15 protein-coding genes are annotated in these 18,726 nt (G+C 70.0%); 8 read left to right on the forward strand and 7 right to left on the reverse strand.

The features are described 5' to 3' along the window. Nucleotides 1–63: 63 nt before the first annotated feature. Together FK267_RS04430 and FK267_RS04435 are read right to left on the reverse strand one after the other, a co-directional pair. The gene (locus FK267_RS04430; protein ID WP_141406421.1) at nucleotides 64–1,239 is read right to left on the reverse strand and encodes a glycosyltransferase family 4 protein; all 1,176 of its coding nucleotides are present in this window, start codon (nucleotides 1,237–1,239) and stop codon (nucleotides 64–66) included. Beyond that, complete coding sequence (locus tag FK267_RS04435; protein ID WP_141406651.1) at nucleotides 1,236–2,369, reverse strand: DUF1972 domain-containing protein; 1,134 nt, start codon at nucleotides 2,367–2,369, stop codon at nucleotides 1,236–1,238. Before FK267_RS04435 ends, FK267_RS04430 begins: the two co-directional genes overlap by 4 nt. 714 nt (nucleotides 2,370–3,083) lie before the next feature. On the opposite strand from FK267_RS04435, the gene FK267_RS04440 reads away from it, so the two are divergent. The 6 genes from FK267_RS04440 to FK267_RS04465 all read left to right on the forward strand — a co-directional run bounded on the left by FK267_RS04440 (nucleotide 3,084) and on the right by FK267_RS04465 (nucleotide 10,759). Then, nucleotides 3,084–4,649: a hypothetical protein gene (locus FK267_RS04440; protein WP_141406422.1), complete on the forward strand. Its 1,566-nt coding sequence runs from the start codon at nucleotides 3,084–3,086 to the stop codon at nucleotides 4,647–4,649. A 146-nt stretch (nucleotides 4,650–4,795) separates the two neighbouring features. Next, nucleotides 4,796–5,479, forward strand: a complete 684-nt coding sequence (locus FK267_RS04445; RefSeq protein WP_232622507.1) for a hypothetical protein — start codon at nucleotides 4,796–4,798, stop codon at nucleotides 5,477–5,479. 452 nt (nucleotides 5,480–5,931) lie between these two features. Further along, nucleotides 5,932–9,015, forward strand: a complete 3,084-nt coding sequence (locus tag FK267_RS04450) for a LamG domain-containing protein (protein ID WP_141406423.1) — start codon at nucleotides 5,932–5,934, stop codon at nucleotides 9,013–9,015. A gap of 143 nt (nucleotides 9,016–9,158) precedes the next feature. Then, nucleotides 9,159–9,401 carry a type II toxin-antitoxin system ParD family antitoxin gene (locus tag FK267_RS04455; RefSeq protein WP_075379422.1) on the forward strand — a complete coding sequence of 81 codons (243 nt, stop codon included), beginning with the start codon at nucleotides 9,159–9,161 and terminating at the stop codon, nucleotides 9,399–9,401. Further along, nucleotides 9,398–9,688, forward strand: a complete 291-nt coding sequence (locus FK267_RS04460; RefSeq protein WP_141406424.1) for a type II toxin-antitoxin system RelE/ParE family toxin — start codon at nucleotides 9,398–9,400, stop codon at nucleotides 9,686–9,688. Before FK267_RS04455 ends, FK267_RS04460 begins: the two co-directional genes overlap by 4 nt. A 99-nt stretch (nucleotides 9,689–9,787) precedes the next feature. Beyond that, nucleotides 9,788–10,759, forward strand: a complete 972-nt coding sequence (locus tag FK267_RS04465) for a diaminopimelate dehydrogenase (protein WP_141406425.1) — start codon at nucleotides 9,788–9,790, stop codon at nucleotides 10,757–10,759. Between the two features lie 72 nt (nucleotides 10,760–10,831). Here the strand turns inward: FK267_RS04465 and FK267_RS04470 are convergent, their stop codons facing one another. Next, nucleotides 10,832–11,911, reverse strand: a complete 1,080-nt coding sequence (locus FK267_RS04470; protein ID WP_141406426.1) for a glycosyltransferase family 2 protein — start codon at nucleotides 11,909–11,911, stop codon at nucleotides 10,832–10,834. 143 nt (nucleotides 11,912–12,054) lie between these two features. On the opposite strand from FK267_RS04470, the gene FK267_RS04475 reads away from it, so the two are divergent. Next, on the forward strand, nucleotides 12,055–13,128 hold the full coding sequence (locus FK267_RS04475; protein ID WP_141406427.1) for a glycosyltransferase family 2 protein: 1,074 nt from the start codon (nucleotides 12,055–12,057) through the stop codon (nucleotides 13,126–13,128). After that, entirely contained in the window at nucleotides 13,125–14,177 is a 1,053-nt protein-coding gene (locus FK267_RS04480) for a glycosyltransferase family 2 protein (protein ID WP_141406428.1), read from the forward strand. Before FK267_RS04475 ends, FK267_RS04480 begins: the two co-directional genes overlap by 4 nt. Nucleotides 14,178–14,367: 190 nt before the next feature. Here FK267_RS04480 and FK267_RS04485 read toward each other — a convergent pair whose 3' ends face one another. From FK267_RS04485 to FK267_RS04500, 4 genes are all read right to left on the reverse strand, one after another. After that, nucleotides 14,368–15,633, reverse strand: coding sequence for a hypothetical protein (locus FK267_RS04485; RefSeq protein WP_141406429.1), 1,266 nt, complete (start codon nucleotides 15,631–15,633; stop codon nucleotides 14,368–14,370). A gap of 114 nt (nucleotides 15,634–15,747) precedes the next feature. Then, nucleotides 15,748–16,407 carry a YveK family protein gene (locus tag FK267_RS04490; protein WP_075254898.1) on the reverse strand — a complete coding sequence of 220 codons (660 nt, stop codon included), beginning with the start codon at nucleotides 16,405–16,407 and terminating at the stop codon, nucleotides 15,748–15,750. Nucleotides 16,408–16,649: 242 nt separating this feature from the next. Continuing rightward, complete coding sequence (locus tag FK267_RS04495) at nucleotides 16,650–17,432, reverse strand: TetR/AcrR family transcriptional regulator (protein WP_141406430.1); 783 nt, start codon at nucleotides 17,430–17,432, stop codon at nucleotides 16,650–16,652. A gap of 4 nt (nucleotides 17,433–17,436) precedes the next feature. Then, nucleotides 17,437–18,657, reverse strand: a complete 1,221-nt coding sequence (locus FK267_RS04500; RefSeq protein WP_141406431.1) for an acyltransferase family protein — start codon at nucleotides 18,655–18,657, stop codon at nucleotides 17,437–17,439. Nucleotides 18,658–18,726 lie beyond the last annotated feature (69 nt).

Genomic DNA, 18,726 nt, shown 5'->3' on the forward strand with positions numbered 1-18,726 from the left:
GGACGCCTGCCGGCGGGGTCAGGCGGGAGGGGTGCTCCCGCCCGACCCGGTGGAGCGGGGGCCTCAGTGCCTGACGAGCTCGTCGATGATGCGGGTCATCGTGGCGCGATACCCGGCCACGGAGAAGCGCTCGGCGGCCTCGCGCGCACCCTGCGCGGCGAGCCGGGCTGCCAGGTCCGGGTCGGCCGCCAGGGATCCCAGGGCGTCGGCCAGGGCCTGCGCGTCGTCGGCGGGAACGAGCAGGCCGGTGGCCGAATCGGTGACGACCTCGGCCAGGCCCTGGACCCGGGAGGCCACCAGCGGCCGGGCCGCGTGCATCGCCTCGACCGCCGTGTTCCCGAAGGGCTCGGCCCGGGAGGGCACGACGACGGCGTCGGCGGCCTCCAGCACCGGCCAGGTGGGGTGCACATAACCCAGCAGCTCGACGTGCCCCTCCAGGTCCGCCCGACCTGCGCGCTCACGCAGCTCGGCCTCGTACCACTCGTAACCGGGGAAGACCGAGCCGCACACGCTTAAGGAGGCATCCACCCCCGAGCGGCGCAGCAGCCCGACGGCGTCGAGAGCCACGTCCACACCCTTGCGCGGGGACAGTCGCCCCACCATGGCGATCCGGAAGGAGTCCCCGGCTTGTCTGGGGCGCAGGGGCTCCAGAGGCTGGTCCGGTCCGGCGACCCCGTTGTGGACCACCTCCGTGCGTGAGGCCAGTCGCGGCTGGGCGTCCAAGAGCGCGTCGCGGGCCGCCCCGGAGTTCGCCACGATCCGGGAGGCCGCCAGCAGTGGGGCGTTGAGCCCGGCGCGGATGATCCGGCGCTGGGTGTCCTCGGCCTCGTGCACGTGGGCCAGCACCGGGATGCCGGCCGCGCTCGCGGCCACTGGCCACCAGGGGATGGTCACCGTGTTGCTGAGAACCACGTCGGCGCGGCTGGCACGGATGACCGACCGCAGGCGGGCGATCTCCGGGGCGGCCTGAGCGGAGAGCCTCGCCAGGCCGGAGGGGCTGAGCAGGGCCTTGCGCAGGACCGTGAAGGGCATGACGGCCACGCGGGCGCCGGCGTTGCGCAGCACCGCCACCAGGGGGCCGTCCTGGGGCAGGGCCACGAGGACCTCGTGGCCGGTCTCGATGAGTCCGTGAATGGTCTCCACCAGCTGCCAGTCCGAGCCGTACAGGTCGGGGGAGGGGTGGGCCACGAGGACTCGGGCGGCACCGGTGCGGGCGCCGGCCGCCCCACCCCGGTTCACCAGCCGGCCTTTCCGGTGCGCCGTCCGGAGGGGCGCTGGCGGACGGGGCCCTCGAGCGCGAGGCGCCGGGCCAGGGCCTCGTAGCCGGAGGCCACCTCGTCCCAGTCGTAGAGGGCCGCACGCTTGCGGGACTCCTCGCCGCGCGCGGTTTGGGCCTCCACGTCGGACTCGGCGGAGACGACCAGGGCGGCCACCTCCTCGGGCGTGGTCCAGTAGCGGCCGGCCTCGCCCAGGACCTCGCGGTTGAAGGAGACGTCGAAGGCGTCCACTGCGGCCCCGGCGCCGATGGCGCGCAGCAGGGAGGGGTTCGTGCCGCCCACGGAGTGGCCGTGGTAGTAGACCAGGGCGCCGGAGTAGAGGGCGTCGAGCAGATCCTGGTCCCACAGGCCGCCGAGCAGGCGGACCCGGCCGTCGGCCAGGGACTCGATGCGGGCGGTGTAGTCGTCGGCGTAGGGTGCCGATCCGACGACGACCAGGGGAAGCGTCGCCCCGGAGCGCACGTAGCCCTCCACGATGACGTCGACGTGGTTCTCCACCTCGAAGCGGGCCACCACCAGGTGGAAGCCCTTGGGGTTCAGGTCCAGCTCGGCCAGGCGCGAGGTGTCGGCGCTGATGCGGGGCGCCCCGTAGGCGAGAAGGTCGGTGGGGGCGTTGAACTCCTCGGTGTAGTAGTCGGCGATGCCCTGGGCGTCGGCGATGAGTGCGTCGGAGTAGCGCACGGCCAGGGCCTCGGCGGCGCGGTAGTAGCGCTTGCCGGTGGGACCCCACTTTCCGCGACGCCACTCCAGGCCGTCGACGTGCGTGGCCACCGGAATGCGTGCGGCGCGCAGGGCCGGCAGGAAGGGGGAGTTGGCGGCGTTGAAGACGAAGGCCGCGTCCGGGTGGGTGCGGCGCAGCAGGTGGGCCACTGACAGGGCCGTGTGTGACAGGGTCTCCAGGCTGCGGTTCTTCACCGAGGGCAGCTCAACCAGTCGCATCCCCAGGTAGGTGTTGGGCAGCGGGGTGTCCGGCTCAGGGTTGCGGCAGTAGACGAGGACCTGGTGGCCGCGGTCGGCCAGGCGCCGGCCGACCTCCTCGATGGCGGTCTCGAAACCTCCGTAGCGGGCGGGGACGCCTCGCGTCCCGATCATGGCGATACGGAGCCTGTCCGGGTTCACAGCAGTCAACGGAGTCCTTTCGAAGGGCGGCGGGGCCGCTCAGGGATGGGAACCAAAGGTCCTCTTCGATGCGACTGCCAGTCACGGTGACGGCGGAGGATCATCGACGAGGCGGATGGGGAGGCGGTGATGATGGTGGTGATGATGATGGCGATGAGGCAACGGGCGAGGAGGCGGGGGCTTGGGCTCTTGCCCTTGAGGTCGCAGGTTCCCGCGGAGCGCCTACGAGCTCGTGGTACCGCGCCTGCCCGGTACACCCGGTCAGCAGTCTAGGGGCAGGCGACCGCGGGCATGTGCCGAAGGGAGTGTCACGTGAATACCTCCGGTGCACTGGAGCGTGGGTTCAGGGTGCCGCACTGGTGATGCGCCAGAACTATGGTGGAGGGATCGCGTTCGACTGGTCCACACCACCTGGGCATGCGCTGAGCATTCCAGCCAAGAATCGGGTGTGGAACTGCGCGGCGGTTAATGAGAGTCTATCTGTGAGAAAAGTGGGTGGGGCGAACCCTGTCACGTGAGAAGTGATTGATTGCACAACGGGAGCTGGAACAAAGGCCCCTGGAGTCGTTATCAAAGCGTTATCGCTGTAATACTCTCGTGACTGGCGCCGGTCTTGCTGAGGCAGGGCCGTCCCGTCATACCGCGCCACTTACCCACGTTCCCTCACGTCTTAAGAACGGAGCACTCGTGCATCCTTTCCGTGCTGCCTCCAGTGTGGGGGCGGTCCTGACCGCCCTCCCCCTCGCCCTCGGTGCGCTCGTCGCCCCTACTGTTGCGCCCCCGGCCGCCGCCGCCCCGGGGCAGGTCGCTCTCGCCTCCCCGCAGCCTCTGCCCACTGCTCAGATGGACGGCATCGTTCTCGACCAGGCGGTGGTGGGCAATACCGTCTACGTCGTCGGAGAGTTCAAGAACGCCCGCCCGGCAGGGGCGGCCGCCGGCGAGAACGAGTCTCCTCGTTACAACGCCATGGCCTTCGACATCACGACCGGTGCGCTGCTGGACTGGGCCCCCAAGGTCAATGGCAAGATCAATGCGGTCGAGGCGTCGGCCGACGGCTCCACCATCTACCTCGGCGGCAACTTCACCTCCGTCAACGATGAGACCGTCTACCGGGTGGCGGCGGTGGATGCTGCAGGCAAGCGCAAGCCACTGGGGGCCTCGGCCAACGGCGCGGTGATGGATCTGGAGCTCTCTCCCGACGGCTCCACCCTGTACCTGGGTGGTTCCTTCACCCAGATCAACTCCTCCGCGAGGCAGCGCGCCGGTGCTGTGGATCTCAAGACGAACAAGGTCAACAGCTTCGCCCCTCAGGTCGACAACTCCCTGGTTCGTTCCATCACGGTGGCCGCTGACAACTCCGCTGTGGCGATCGGTGGCTCCTTCACCTCGGTGGACGGATCGTCCGACGCCTATGGAATCGCCGTGCTGGAGAAGAGCGGTTCTCTGCGGCACACCAACATCTCCAGCGTCATCCGCAACGCGGGCTCGAACTCCGGCATCATGAGCCTCAAGTCGGACTCCCGAGGCCTTTACGGCACCGCATACTCCCAGGAGGGGGCTTTCGAGGGGATGTTCCGCGCCAGCTGGACCACCGGGGACATCGACCTCATGGCCGACTGCCACGGTGACACCTATGACGTGCTGCCCACCACTGACGTCATCTACATCGCCAGCCACACGCACGACTGCAGCAACATCGGCGGCTTCTCCGACGGGGAGGAGAGCGGCAAGTATCACCATGCCGTCGGCTTCTCCAGCACGGCCACCGGAACCGTGCAGCGCAACAAGGTCTGGGGCTACACCGACTTCGAGGGGCAGCCTGCGCCCACTCAGTACAGCGGCTTCCTGCCGGGGTTCCAGATCGGCGAGTACAGCGGCCTGAGCCAGGCCGTGTGGACCGTCGAGGGCAACAGCCAGTACATCGTCTACGGCGGTGAGTTCCTCGCGGTCAACGGCACCAAGCAGCAGGGGCTCGTGCGCTTCGCCGCTAGTGGGGGCGACGCCAACGCCGCTGCGCCCGGTGACGAGGGTGGCAACGACAACGGCGACAACGGCAAGGACAACGGCGACAACGGCAAGGACAAGAAGAACAAGGATAAGAAGGACAAGAAGAACAAGAAGAAGAACAAGAAGAAGCAGGACGACTGGGACAACCAGGACGACTGGGGCCAGGATGGCTGGGACAACCAGGACGGCTGGGGCCAGGATGGCTGGGGCCGGGGCGGCTGGGACAACCAGGACGACGAGTGGTGATGATGACCATGAGAACCGTTCGGTCTGTGGACCTGCACGGCGTATCTCCTGAATCCTCCGGTTCTATCGGCAGTGGTGGTGTGCTTCCCGACTCAGTGGTCGCTGAGGGCGGTGCGGCGCGCGACGGAGGTCGTACGCTTCGGCACGTGTCACGAACTCGAATGCTGATCCTCCCCGCTGTCCTGGTGCTGGGTCTGGGGCTGGCCGCCTGCGGAGGCGGAAAGTCTCAGAGCACTGCCAGTCCCTCCGCCTCTGCTGCAGCCTCTGCCAGTGGCTCGGCCTCCGCTCAGGCCGTCCCCTCGAACGTCGCCACCCCGACGGTCCAGACCGCGAAGCCGACGGCCGCGCCTGCGTCCCCCTCGGAGGATGTCTCCACTCCGGACGCCTCCTCGCTCGACCCCAAGGCCGTCGAGACCGGTGATCTGTCGAAGGATGAGTACCCCGAGGTGGGCCTGGACAAGTCCGTCCGCGTTGACGGGGACCTGGTGATCTCCCTGGGCCAGATGCAGGCGAAGGACTTCGCCAGTGGGCCCGGCGAGGTGGGGGGTGCTGGAGTCCTGGTTCCGGTGACGGTGACGAACAAGTCCAGCCAGGACCTGCCGCTGGCCAGCGTGCTGTCCACCACCGTCAACTACGGTGAGGGGGCTGGTACGCCCGCCAGCGAGATCGTCTCGGCCTCGGACGCGGTCCCTGCCACACTCGCGGCCGGTCAGACGGTGACTGTCAATCGAGCCTTCGTCATCCCTGCGGAGGGGCGAGGAAACGTCAAGGTCGTCGTGGACCTCGGGGCGGGCCGTGGGGCCGCCACCTTCCGGGGGTCTGCCGGCTGATCCGGGGCGAGCCTTCCAAGGCTGACTCCTCTTCGGCGGGTCTGTTCAAGGCGCCGTCCGGTACTCATGAAAGTGAGTGTCGGACGGCGCCTTGGCGTGCGGGGTGATCCGCTCGAGCAGCTCGGCTCGGGGGTCGGCGTCGTTGCTTCGCTGTGACACGAGACGAGCCGGCGCCGAAGGCAACCTGAGTCGCGTCTATATAGAAGGCGGCACCAATGTCGGGTACTTATGAGTGTCCCGCAGTCCTTGAGACGCTTGGAGTGTGGCGGGATTTGAACGAAGGGTCAGTGTCTGGCGGATTTGTTCTGCTCTGTGGTGTGCACCAAAACAGGGGCGCGCAAGTTGTTGACGGTGTACGATGAGCGCGCCCGTCGACCCGTGCCGGGCGCGGAATACCAGCCATTCGTAAGGTTGCGTGTCCGTGATCTGAGTATGTTCTGAATGGAATACCTGTGAAGCTCCCCCGCCGACTCCTGAGCGGCCTGCTGGCCGCGGCTCTCGTTCCCCTCGGTGCCGTCACGCTCGCTCCGGCCTCCCCAGCCGCCGCGGACCCGGCCCCTGCCCCAGCCGGCGCCGCCGGTACTCCCAGCACCGTGTCCGCCGATGCCCTGCCCACCGCCCAGATCAATGGCATTGTCTGGGACCAGGTCGTAGTCGGCGACATCGTCTACGCCGTCGGGAAGTTCTCCGCGGTCCGGCCGGCAGGCTCGCCGGCCGGCCAGAACGAGTCCCCGCGCGGCAACGCGATGGCCTACAACATCAACACCGGTGAGATCCTCAACTGGGCGCCCACCACCAACGGCACCATCAATTCCATCGCCGCCTCCGCTGACGGCCAGACCCTCTACCTGGGCGGGGAGTTCACCACGCTGAACAACCAGACCGCCTGGCGCGTCGGCGCGGTCAGGGCCTCCGACGGTCAGCGCGCCCCGTTGGGCGCCGCGGCCAACGGCAGCGTCAAGGCCCTGAGCGTCTCCCCCGACGGACAGACCCTCTACATCGGTGGCGCCTTCACCCAGATCAACTCCTCGGCCCGTCAGCGCGTCGCGGCGCTCAACCTGGGCAGCCAGCAGCTGACGAACTTCGCTCCGAAGATCGACAACTACTACGTGCGCAGCATCGTCGAGGCCGTGGACGGCTCGGCCGTGGCCATCGGCGGCGCCTTCGAGTCCGTCGGTGGCAGCGACAAGCCCGGGCACGGCATCGCCATCTTCGAGAAGGACGGCAGCCTGCGCAAGAACAACGCCTCCAGCGTGGTTCGCGGTGCCGGCGCTGAGGCCTCCGTCATGAGCGTCAAGGCCGATGAGCACGGCCTGTACGCGGCGAGCTACTCCCGACTGGGCACCTTCGAGGGCGTCATGCGCCTGAACTGGGTCACCGGCGACATCGACTACATGGCCGACTGCCACGGCGACTCCTATGACGTCCTGCCCGCCGGTGACGTCGTCTACGCCGCCAGCCACTCCCACGACTGCTCCAACATCGGTGGCTTCCCGGACGTCTCGTACCACTACCACAACGCGGTGGCCTATACGAACGCCGCCACCGGAACGGTGGAGGACAACCACGGCGCGGGCTACAAGAACTACGCCGGCCAGAACGCCACCACGAACCTCAACTTCTACCCCGACTTCACGCCGGGCAAGATCTCCGGCGCCATCCAGGCGACCTGGACCGTTGAGGGCAACGACAAGTACGTCGTCTACGGCGGCGAGTTCCTGGCCGTCAATGGCACCGCCCAGCAGGGACTGGTGCGCTTCGCCCGCCGCGACATCGCTCCGAACAAGCAGGGGCCCATGGACAAGGGCGGTGCCTTCAAGGTCTCCGGCAGCTCGCCGCGCGCCGGGGTCGTCTCCCTGTCCTTCAAGGCCAACTGGGACCGGGACGACAAGACCCTGACCTACAACGTCTACCGTGACGCCATGAACGGTCAGCCGGTCACCAGTCAGACCGCGACCGCCGGCTTCTGGGAGCGCCCCGATCTGAGCGCCACCGACGTCGTCGAGCCTGGAAGCACGCACCGCTACCGGGTCCAGGTGACCGACCAGTGGGGGGCCTCCACGGTCTCGGACTGGGTGACGGTCAAAGCCGCTGAGGGCCAGGGCCTGAGCAAGTACGGCGCCCGCGTCCTGGCCGACGGCGCCGCCCACTACTGGTCCTTCGACGAGACCAGCGGCGACAAGGCCGAGGACTTCGTGGCCCAGCGCAACCTGACGATTCGCGGAAAGGCCTACAAGCGCGGAGCCGGGTCCGTCCTGGGCTCGGGCGCCTCGCTCGGCCTGACCTCGGACAGCGCCAACAAGTCGCACGCCGCGACGCGCGTCGCCTCCCAGGCCCCCACTGCCTTCTCCATGGAGGCCTGGGTCCGCACGACCTCGACCTCGGGCGGCGAGATCATGGGCTACGGCTCCTCCGCGGCCAACCAGTCGTGGAGCCGTGACCGCATGGTGTACATGCGCAATGACGGTACGCTCAGCTTCATGCTCTACCCGGGCAAGCTGACCACCATCACCACTCCCAAGAGCTACAACGACGGGCAGTGGCACCACATCGTGGCCTCCCTGAGCCCGACCGCCGGCGCCATGCTCTACGTGGATGGCAACCTCGCCGCCTTCGACGGCGCCATGACCTCGGGGCAGAGCTACTCCGGTTACTGGCGCATCGGCGGGGACGCCCTCAGCGGTGTCAACGGCCAGCCCTCCAACACCAACATCCAGGCCGACATCGACGAGGCCGCCGTCTACAGCACCCCGCTGTCGGCGCGCCAGATCGGCGAGCACTACACCGCCGCCACCGGCAAGCAGGTCGAGCCGGACAAGGGCGACGACAAGGGTAAGGACAACGGCAAGGACAACGCCGGCAAGGACAAGGACAACGGCAAGGACAAGGGCAAGCAGCCCGAGGGCAAGGCCCTGCTGGACGACTCCTTCGAGCGCAGCGTGAACGGCGGCTGGGGCAAGGCCCAGGCCGGCGGTGAGTGGAAGACCACCTGGAACGCCGCGGCATTCTCCGTCGACGGCACCAGCGGCCGGATCGCCATGGCCGGTCCGCGCTCCTCGGCCTCCATCATCTCCGACCCGGTCAAGTCGACCTCCACCGACGCCGTCGTGGACTTCTCCCTGGACGCGGTGCCCACTGGAAACGGAGCCTTCATCTCCTACGCCGCCCGCACCACCAAGGCCGGCCAGTACCAGGCCACGGTCCGCATCGGCAGCACCGGCAACCCGGTGGTCACGGTCTCGCGCGTGGTTAAGGGCAAGGAGACCTCCCTGGGCTCCTACGTGATGAAGCAGCCCTACACGGCCGGTCAGCCGCTCCACCTGCGCATGGTGGTTGACGGCGCGGAGTCGACCAACATCCAGACCAAGCTCTGGGCCGGAGACGCCGAGCCCGCCGAGTGGGGGATCGAGGCCGTCGACAACGACAAGACCCTCAACGAGGCCGGAACCGTCGGGCTGACCACCTACATGTCCAGCTCGGCCGGACCGGAGACCGTCACCCTGTCGGTCGACAAGGTCACCATCAAGCAGCACTGACGCCGTCGAGCGCAGCGCGCATACGGGGCGGGCCGGGAAGATCAGATCTTCCCGGCCCGCCCCGTTCTGTTCGCGTGCCGCGAGGGGGTGTCGTCGAGGTGCAATACCGCTCGTGTTATACCAAAAACTGGTAGGTTAAGGGCATGTCAGTGAACACCTCCGTCAGCCTCGATGACCACTTCGTCGGATTCATCGCGAGCCAAGTCGGGTCCGGACGGTACCGGTCCGCGAGCGAGGTCATCCGCGCCGGCCTGCGCCTTCTGGAGGACCAGGAGACAGAGATGTCGGCGCTGCGCGAGGCACTCGCATCCGGTGAGGCAAGCGGACAGGCGGAGCCCTTCGACTTCGACGCCTTCATCGCCGCCAAGGCGGCAAGGACGTCGTGAGCACCTACCGTCTGACCCCGGCTGCGCGCCGCGATCTGTCACGTATCTGGGACTACAGCGAAGAGCGCTGGGGGCTGCGGCAGGCCGAGGTCTATCTGCGTAATCTTCAGACGTGTCTGGAAAGACTCGCAGACGATCCTCGTCGAGGGCATCCCAGAGACGAGGTACGTCCCGGCTACCGAAGCCGCGCCGTCGGAAGCCATGTCGTCTTCTACGTCATCAGTGATGGTGGCGTTGACGTGATCCGTGTGCTCCACCAACGCATGGACCCCGACAGGCACGTGTAGCCCTGTCGGTCAGACGGTCACTCCCCGACATGTCACACGCAGGCAACACGGGGCGTCCCTAGGATCATCACTTGTAGTGAGAACCCACTAGGAGGAACCATGCTCAGGGTAGCGATCAACGGATACGGCAACCTCGGCCGCGGTGTCGAGCAGGCCATCACCAAGAACGCGGACATGGAGGTCGCCGTCGTCTTCACCCGGCGCGACCCGGCCACCGTCACCACCCAGGGGGCGCCCATCGCCCACGTCGACGACATGGCCTCCTGGGCCGACAAGGTCGATGTCTGCCTGAACTGCGGAGGCTCGGCCACCGACCTGATCGAGCAGACCCCGGCCGCCGCCACCCTGTTCAACACGGTCGACTCCTTCGACACCCACGCCCGCATCCCCGAGCACTTCGCCGCCGTCGACGCCGCCGCCAAGGCCTCGGGCCACGTCGCCCTGATCTCCGCCGGCTGGGACCCGGGACTGTTCTCCATGCTGCGGGTCCTGGGCGAGGCCGTCCTGCCCGACGGCGCCACCACTACGTTCTGGGGGCCCGGCGTCTCCCAGGGGCACTCCGATGCCCTGCGCCGCATCGAGGGCGTCGTCGACGCCAAGCAGTACACCCGCCCGGTGGAGGCTACCGTCGCCGCCGTCAAGGCCGGTGACGACGTCGAGCTGACCACCCGCTCCATGCACACGCGCGACTGCTACGTGGTGGCCGAGGAGGGGGCCGACCGGGCCCGCATCGAGCGGGAGATCGTGGAGATGCCCAACTACTTCGCCGACTACGACACCACCGTCACCTTCATCACCGCCGAGGAGCTGGCCGCCGAGCACGCCGGGATCCCGCACGGCGGCTCTGTCATCCGCCGCGGGCACACCTCCGAGGGCGTGGCCGAGACCGTGAGCTTCGAGCTCCAGCTCGACTCCAACCCGGAGTTCACCGGCTCGGTCCTGGTCGCCACGGCGCGAGCGGTGGCCAGGCTGGCCGCCCGCGGTGAGACCGGTGCGCGCACCGTCTTCGACGTGACGCTCGCCGACCTGTCCCCGACGAGCCCCGAGGAACTGCGCGCCCACTACCTGTGAGGCGGGCGGACGGCCCGAGGCGTCCCGCCACCGGCACCGCGCCGGTGGCGGGACGCCTCGTCTCCGGCTGAGTCAGTCGCGGATGAGGGGGACGTCGACGTCGGGCAGCTCGCCGCGGCGGGCGGCACGCAGGAGCCTCATCCCGTCCCGGGTGGCCTGCGCCGCCGTGATGAGCGGGCGGCGAGTGCTCAGGAGCTGGCGCCTGCCGCCGCGCAGGACGATCTCTCGGGCGGCCCGGCCCGCGGTGGCCACCCACCGGCGCTGTGTGGCCCGATCCAGGTGCAGCCCCGCATACAGCAGCCGGTTGCGCACGTTGTAGTAGTAGTAGATGTCCGACTTGGCGCGGTCGGACTGGTCGTCCTCGGAGTGGGTGCCGCCCTCATCGTGGACGGCCACGGCGTCGCGCACCAGGGCCAGGCTGCCCCCGGCCGCCAGCACCCGGGCCGAGAAGTCCACGTCCTCCCAGTACAGGAAGTAGCGCGCGTCCAGGCCGCCGGCGGCCTCGAACAGGTCCGCCGACAGCGCCAGGCAGGCCCCCGAGAGCCACGGCTGGGTGCCGCCGGGGGGAATCGGGCGCGGTGAGCGGCGCGAGCGCATCGAGCCGTCGGCCAGGCACACGACGATCCCGTCGGAGACGATGCGGCCACTGGAGTCCTTGAGCACCGGTGCCACCAGGGCGAGCCGGTCCGCATGCGCCCTGGCCGCCAGGCGGATGAGGTCGGCCCGGGCGATGACGGCGTCGGGATTGAGCAGGACCAGCAGGTCGGCGCCGAGCTCGCGCGCCCGGGCCGCCCCCAGGTTCATGCCGCCGCCGAAGCCGGTGTTCGTCTCCGGCAGGACCGCCTCCCAGCCCCGCGAGGAGGCCAGCGCCACCAGCTCTCCGCGGGCGGCGGGCGTGGAGTAGTTGTCGACGACGATGATACGGGCCTCGGGGGAGTCCTCGGCCACACGCGCCAGCGTGCGCTCCAGCAGCGCCGCCGAGTCGTAGCTGACGACGATGACCGCCGTGCGCGAGAGCAGCTCGCCGCCGGAGAGAGCCTCGGAGGCCTCGGTGATCTCGACGGCCTGGGCGGGGGCACCGGTGTCGGGGCCGGTCGGATCGGCGGGCTCGGGGGTCTCGGCGCCCTGGGCGGGGTCAGAGGTGGCGGTCATCGGAGCAGGAGCCTTCCGGGTGCGGGACGACGTCGTGGCTCGGGTGCTCCCACCGTGGGGCGCACCCGCTTCGTGATAGTACCGTTAGACCCTGATATCAGGCCGCGATCCGCCGGCAGGCGGGAGGAAGGACGGGGCTGGACGTGCACCTGACCATCGCGATGCTCACCTACCGCCGCAACGACTACCTCGCGCAGGTGATCCCCGAGCTGCTGGCGCAGGCCGACGACGTCTGTGACGCGCAGACGACGGCGAGCGTGCTCATTGTGGACAACGACCCGCAGGCCGGGGCGAGGGCCGTCGTCGAGGCCGCCCGGGCGGCGCTGGCCGGCGGGCAGTCGGAGGCGGCGGAATCGTCCGGGCAGGCAGGGCCCTCCGGGTCGGCTGACTCGGATGCGGCGGCGACGTCGCGGCTGGTCTACGTTCACGAGCCCGAGCCGGGCATCGTGGCCGGCCGCAACCGGGCCCTGAGCCAGGCCCACGGCTCTGACGCCCTCGTCTTCATCGACGACGACGAGATCCCCTCACCGGGCTGGCTCAAGGCCCTCGTGAGCACCTGGCGCGCCCAGGGCTGCGCCGCCGTCACCGGCCCCACGCCGCCGACCTTCGAGGTCGACCCCTCGGCGTGGGTCACCGCCTCAGGTGCCTTCGACTCCTGGGAGGCCGCCGACGGCGCCCAGGTCCGCAGCGCCGACACCGGCAACTTGCTCCTGGACCTGGCCGTCGTCGAGGACCTGGGGCTGCGCTTCGACCCGCGCTACGGGCTCACCGGCGGCGAGGACTCCCTGTTCACCCGCCAGCTCACCCGCGCCGGTGGCGTCATCCGCTTCGCGGCCGGGGCGGTCGTCACCAAGCGCGTGCCCGCGGCCCGCGCCCGGCGCACTTGGGTGCTGGAGCGCTCCCTGCGCTCGGGCTCGTCCTGGGCCCGGGTGCGCATCGACACGGCCGGGCCTGCCGACGGCGGTGCCTCCGGCAGACTCGCGCGCCTCAGACTGCGCCTGGGCTATGGCGCCAAGGGACTGGCCAAGGCCGGAATCGACGGGGCGCGCGCCGGCGTGGCCCGCATCCGCGGTGACGTGCCCGCCCAGGCCCGCTACGAGGTCTCCTCGCGCGGGGGACTGGGCATGGTCGTGGGCGCTCTGGGCGTCCACGTGCGCGAGTACGGACGCCCCCGGCGCCTGAGGAGCACAGCACGCCCCGGCAGGAGGAGCGCATGAACCGGCTGACGATCGCCATCCCCACCTTCCGTCGCCCGCAGGACCTCAAGCGGGCCGTCCGTGGGGTTCTGGAGCAGGCCGGGGAGCTGGTTGGTGGCCTGAGCGCCGAGGCCAGGGAACCCGAGGGCGATGCCGCGGGTGCGGCGGACGGGGACGGGGGAGCCAGGAGGGGCGTGAGCGACGTTGAGGTCCTCGTCATCGACAACGACGCCCAGGGCACCGGGCGCGAGGCCGCCCTCGCCGCAGCGGCAGACGCCGGGGTACCGGTGCGTTCCTCAGCGGAGGGAGCGGATGAGCCTGAGGCCGTCGGCCTGCGCTACGTCATCGAGGAGAGGCCCGGTGTGGCGGCGGTGCGCAACCGTGCCCTGGATGAGACCGGCGGGCGCGACCTGCTCGTCTTCATCGACGACGACGAGGAGCCCGAGCCCGGCTGGCTCGCCGCCCTCGTGGGGCTGTGGGCCTCCACCGGCTGCCAGGCGGTGGCCGGCCCCGTCGTCCCCGTCTACGAGGTCGAGCCCGAGGCGTGGGTGCGCCAGGGCGAGTTCTTCGTGCGCAGGACCTGGCCCACCGGCACGGTCCGCCCGGTGGCGGCCTCCAACTGCCTGCTGCTGGACCTGGGTTTCGTGCGCCGGGCCGGGCTGCGCTTCGATGAGGCCTTCGGCGCCACCGGGGGAGAGGACACGCTCTTCACCCGCCGGCTGAGCGCCGCCGGCGGCGTCATCTGCTGGTGCGATGAGGCGCGCGTGCGCGACCACGTGCCGGCCTCGCGCCTTACCCGCCCCTGGATCCTGCGACGGCAGCGCTCCCACGCCGCCACCTCGGTGCGCGTGGAGCTGGCCCTGGCCGGCGGCGGGGCTCAGCCGGCCATCCGGGCCAAGGCCGCGGCCGGTGGCCTGGTGCGCATCGTCGTCGGCGGCCTGCGAACCGCCAGCGGAACCCTCATCGGCAGCCCCCGGCACGCGGCCAAGGGGGCTCGGCTACTGGCCCGTGGCCGCGGCATCCTGGCGGCCAGCGTCGGAGGCGGCGTCCACCGCGAGTACGACCACTGAGGGCCCGAGGCTCGAACCCACTGCGGTGCTTGGCCGAGGGGGTCCCCCGACGTCCTGCCCATCACTGCACGAAGGTCGGGGGTTACTCGGCGAGGGCCGGGTGTACTCCATGGGGGTCGGGGGGGGGGGGGTCGTGCAGTATGCACAACCCTTGGCCAGTGGGTCCCCACCCTCGTGGAGTGCGCTGGGATCACGCCTGCTGGGCGGGCGCCACAGCGGAGTCGGTGGGCTCATCCCGCGGTGGGGCGGCCGGCTCGTCGTCGATGCCCAGCTGGGCGGCCTCGCGCAGGGGAGGTTGCAGGACGGCGGCCCCCAGCACGATCGGCAGGTAGGCGGGCAGCACCGTCCAGGGCCCCACGAAGACGTTCTGCACCACGGTCAGAGCCGCGAAGAACAGCCAGGGCGTGGCCTTGAGGCGTCCCAGGTCGCGCATCATCGCCGCCAGCGCCATTCCCGCGATGAGCAGCAGCAGCAGGCCGCCCGGGATCGAGGCCGCCGCCCACATGTCCATGAGGCCCGAGTGCAGCTCGATGCGGCCGCCGAACATGAAGTTCTCGACGTAACCGTTCTCCGGGTCGTAGCCCAGGGCGGCCATCCCTTGCTTGGCCACCCACAGGTCCTCGAAACGGGGCTTGACGCCGGCTCCGTACCCCCAGGGCCGGTTCTGGAACAGTGCCCAGGAGGCTCCCAGCTCGGGGCGGGCGGACAGGAGCAGGCCCGCCGAGCTGGAGGACTGGGCAATGGTCCGGTTCTGGGCGTCCTCGCCCAGGGTCCCGGACTCCGAGGCCATGACCACCCCGACCATCGCCACGATCCCCACGACCGCCAGAACGAGGATCTGGGAGATCGCCAGGCGCCGGGGAGTGGGCACGTGCCATCGGGCCCAGGACGCCAGGGCCTGCCAGATGACCGTGCCCAGGATGATGGCCAGGAAGGCCAGGGTGGAGCGCGAGTCGGAGACGAGGAAGACGCCGCTGAGCACCAGCAGGGCCACGATCTGCACCAGCCGGCGCTGGTCGGCCACGAGACTGAGGACCATGATCGTCACCGCCGCACCGATCCCGAACTTCCACGGGTTGGAGCTGGTCTGCAGCAGGGGCAGCGCGTCCAGGAACATGCCGAAGCCGACCGCCAGGGCCGCGCGCCTCGCGCCCAGCCGGCGGGCCCCCCACACGAAGACGGCCACCGCACAGGGCACCGCCAGCAGGCTCAAGGTGGTGACCCGGCGGGCCCAGGCCTCGACGACGAAGCTGCTCTCGGCCAGCAGGGACATGATGTAGGCCGTGCCCGACGCCAGGATGGACAGCACGAGCAGCAGCGAGAAGCGGCGCGCCTTGCGCACGGCCGTCCAGGTGATGGGGACCGAGGCGAGTGCGGCACAGTCCCCGACGCTCAGGGCTGCCGCCAACTCGCGGCGCACACCCACGCAGACCAGCAGGACGACGGCGATCGCCATCTCCAGCCGCCGCCATGTCGTCCCCGGTTCGCGGCTCGATTCAGGATCAGCGCCCGACGGCGTCCGCGAGTCCTGGTGGGAAGTGCCCTGCGACCATGTCTGGGCCACGGCCGGTCAGGCGTCTTCCCGAGAGCGACGACGCCCAATGATGAGCAGCGGGTCCTCGACCTTGTCCTGCGGGTTCTTCTGACTCAGGAAGTACAGCAGGATCGCCACGATGGCGCCGGCGGCCAGCCCGATGGCGGTCCCGATCAGCGCGGTCGACATGGCCGACAGGCTCGAGGGGGCGGAGGGGGTCGTGGGGGAGTCGACCACCTTGAGCGTCGCGGTGGTGTTTCCCGCCTGCCCGGAGCTGGACAGGTCGCGGGCCACCGAGTCCAGGGCGGTCAGCTCGGCCTCGGCGATCCTGTGGGCGCGCTGGGGATCCGTGCTGGTGGCTCGGATCTCCACCAGGGTGGTGCCGGTCTTGCTTGTCACCGAGACGGACTTGCGCAGCTCGTCCTGACTGATCCCCGTGTCCTTGGAGACCTCCGCGAAGGTGCTCTCCGAGGTCCCGATCTCCACCAACGTCGGCATGATGGAGGTCAGGTAGTTGAAGGTGTTGGGGAGGTTGGCCTCACTGTTCTCCACACCCAGATTCGCATTGGCGGTGGAGGTGTACTGCGCCGGCGTCAACAGGCCGAAGACAGTGCCGATGATGGTGCCCAGCACAACGTGCATGACCACCAGGACTGCGTTCTTGCGCAGCGCGATGATGAGGGTTTCCGGGTCCATGGGTTCCGTTTCGGTGATTGCGGGAGCAACAGAATAGCGCGCCGTTTGGGGCAAGAGCCGGGCACAGGAAGTGACTCACCTCCTTCCCGGGCACTTCTCAGAACTCGTTGGGTCGTCGGGGTTTGAGGATTGCTGGCACTCGCAGGGTGATCGACCGGTCGGGTAGTGACCAATGCGACGAGACGCCGCCAGGCGCGGTGGGACCAACGACGATGCGGGGGCGAGTGACTCCTCGGCAGCGCTCAGGGCGCGTTGGAGGACTCGGTGGCGCTGTGGCGGTGGACGGCGCTCTCGGTGCGCGAGTCGGTCCCCGCCCCCGAGGCGTCCTCGGAGCCGTGTGAGTTGTCTGCGGGGCCGGAGTGGAGGGTGGGCTCGGCCTTCAGGCCGCGCAGGCCGTTCCACGCGAGGTTGACCATGTGGGCAGCCACCTCCTCCTTGCTCATCGAGCGGTTCTCCAACCACCACTGAGCCGGCATGGCCACGATACCCACCAGCATCTGGGCGTACAACGGGGCCGTGCGCGGGTCGAGGTCGTGGGCGGCGAACTGCGAGGCGAGGATCCCGGAGACCTCGATAGCGACGTCGGCCAGCAGCGTGGAGTAGGTGCCGGCGGCGCGGTCCGAGCCGGCCGAGAGGATGCGGAAACCGTCGGGGGAGTCCTCGATATAGGTCAGCAGGGCCAGGGCGGCCCGCTCGGCGACCCGTGAGGCCGAGCCGGAGGCGTCAGATCCTCCTGTTTCGTGACGCCCGGCCTCCGGCGCCGCCGCGGCGTCCGCGGCCGGGTCCGCGATCGCCGAGGAGATCGCGGCCGAGATCGTGGTGATCTCCCGGTCGACGACGACGGCGTACAGGCCCTCCTTGCCGCCGAAGTGCTCGTAGACCACCGGTTTGGACACCTGGGCGCGGGCCGCCACCTCCTCCACACTCGTGGCGTCGAAGCCGCGTTCGGCGAACAGCCCGCGGGCCACGGCGATGAGCTGCTCGCGCCGCTCGCTGGCGCTCATACGGGTGCGCTTGGCCGCCATGGCCCTAGCCCCTCTCGCTGTGGTCCGCCGGCCGGGTGGGGCGACGGCGCTCGGACCACTGGGCGAAGCGCGCCGAGGCCAGAGCCCCGGTGCGGCGGGCCAGCCGGTGGCTGGGGGCCTCGATGTAGCGCTGGAACAACCAGGTCAGCGGCGCCGAGGCCAACGGCGCCAGGATGAGCACCCACCACGGCGAGATCGAGTGCGTCAGCAGCCGCAGCGAGACCACGACCGGCTCGTGCACCAGGTACAGGGAGAAGGACATGAGGCCCAGGTACTGCACGGTGCGCGAGCGCAGCAGGCCGCGCAGCGCCCCGGCCCGCACCACGAGGTGGACCAGGTAGGCCGCGGCCGCCAGGGTGACCGCGTTGGCCAGACGCTGAGCCGTGTGGCTCTCCATCCCCGGCCACCAGGCCAGGGTGATGAGCAGCAGGCACACCAGGGCCTGCGCCGCCGCCCAGGGCTGGGGGCGCTGCGGCACCGGGGCGGGGTTGTGCCCCCAGGCCCAGCCCATGACCGCGCCGACGGTGAAGACCGGCAGGTAGCTGCCCGAGCCGGGGCTGGCGGTGATGACGGGCACCGCCAGGGCCGCCACCACCGGCAGCCAGGAGATCCGCCAGCGGGCGCACAGGGCCACCCCGAGGATCATCAGGGGCAGCACGAAGGAGAAGATCGCCTCGGCGTGCAACGACCACAGGACGGTATTGCGGTAGGCGTGCTTGGGGATGAGCAGGTACTCCATGAGCATCTGGCGCGCCCCGAGCCCCACGGGGTGAGTGACGGTCATCCAGTGCCCCAGCGCCGGATCCTCCGAGCGCGGCACGAGCAGCATCGCGATGACCGCGAAGGTGGTGGAGGCCGCCGCCGGCAGCCACAGGCGCACGAAGCGCCTCGGGGCGTAGTCGACCCAGTCGAAGCGCCGCCCCTGGGCGTGGCGGCGGGCCACCGGGTAGGTCAGGGCCACACCGGACAGGACGAAGAAGATGAGGACGGCCTCATGGCCCGCCCACAGCAGGTGGAGGGGGCTCTGGGTGAGGATCCGGTTGAAGGTGCCGGTGGGGACGGTGCCGGGCCGCGCCCCGACCTCCGCCAGTGCGGGGACGGTCTCCAGGGCGTGGTGGATGAGCACGACGACGGCGGCCAGCCCGCGCAGCCCGTCGAGCTCGATGAGTCGCACCGCTGCCGGCTTGCCGGAGGAGGGAGGGGGAGCGGAGGGGGAACTGGACATGCCCCCATCCTGCCCTGTCCTCCCAGCCGACCGCGAAGTCCGAGGAGTGTGGCATACGCCCCGCTCAGA

This window comes from Actinomyces oris (assembly GCF_006546825.1).
In the GTDB taxonomy this organism is placed as follows: Bacteria; Actinomycetota; Actinomycetes; order Actinomycetales; family Actinomycetaceae; genus Actinomyces; species Actinomyces oris.